General features: G+C 74.8%; 1 protein-coding gene. It reads right to left on the bottom strand.

Going from position 1 to position 1,074, the window contains the following annotated elements:
- Positions 1 to 170 precede the first annotated feature (170 nt).
- Positions 171 to 1,074, bottom strand: a 904-nt coding sequence (locus H5J33_RS36235; protein ID WP_181798910.1) for a permease, incomplete at its 5' end; no start/stop codon positions are given.

Here is a 1,074-nt window from a genome sequence, read left to right as displayed (position 1 = left end):
GGCGGGGCTGACGGCCGCCGTCAGGGCGAGCAGCAGCAGGACGGCCCCGGATCCGATCAGCAGTGGGCCCAGTCCTGCCTTGACGTAGCGCAGGTAGAGATCGGTGAAGAGGGCCGTGTGCAGCAGGCCGGCTCCGATCAGGGCCGGCAGCAGGTTCCGGACAGCGCGTTTCACCACAGCGCTCCCCCGATCAGGACGCTGCCGGCGACCGCCACGACGGTGGTCGCCGTGCAGAACCGCCAGGCGAAGGCGCGGCCGAAGGTGCCGGCCTGCAGGGCGATGAGCTTCAGGTCGACCATCGGGCCGACCACCAGGAACGCGAGCCGGGCGGTGGGCGGGAACCCGGTGAGCGAGGCGGCGACGAACGCGTCCGCCTCCGAGCAGACGGCCAGCAGCACGGCGAGGCCCGCCAGGAACAGCACCGACAGCCACGGCGAGCCGGAGAAGGCGTCGAGCACGGCTCCCGGCACGGTGACGTCGAAGGTGGCGGCGGCCATCGAGCCCAGCACCAGGAAGCCGCCGGCGTGCAGCAGGTCGTGCCGGAAGCCGAGCCGGAACTCGGTCCAGCGGCTGTGTCCGGGCCGGTGCCCGGTGGGCCGCCGGCGCAGCAGGGGACGCAGCCACTCCTCCTTGCCGAGCCAGAGCCACAGCCAGCCCATCACGGACGCCGTGACCAGGGAGGCGAGCAGCCGGGCGGCGACCATCGCGGGGTTGCCGGGGAAGGCGACGGCGGTGGCCGTGAGCACCACGGGGTTGACGGCCGGCGCGGAGAGCAGGAAGGCGAAGGCGGCCGCGGGTGGCACGCCCCGGCGGATCAGGCTGCTCGCCACGGGCACGGAGGCGCACTCGCAGCCGGGCAGCACGGCGCCGGCGGCCCCGGCGACCGGTACGGCCAGGGCGGGCCGCTTGGGCAGCACCCTGGTGAACAGCCCGGCGGGCACGAAGGCGTTGATGGCACCGGACAGCGCGGTGCCGAGGAGCAGGAACGGCAGCGCCTGCACGGTGATGGCCAGGCAGACGGTCCGCCAGGCCTGGACGGCCGGATGCTCCAGCCACCGGGTGCCGGCCGGCCGC

It is taken from the genome of Streptomyces sp. WELS2 (assembly GCF_013870595.1).
Taxonomy (GTDB): Bacteria; Actinomycetota; Actinomycetes; order Streptomycetales; family Streptomycetaceae; genus Streptomyces.
The sequence above is the reverse complement of the archived record's forward strand: the minus strand, read 5'-3'. Positions and strand labels throughout refer to the sequence as shown.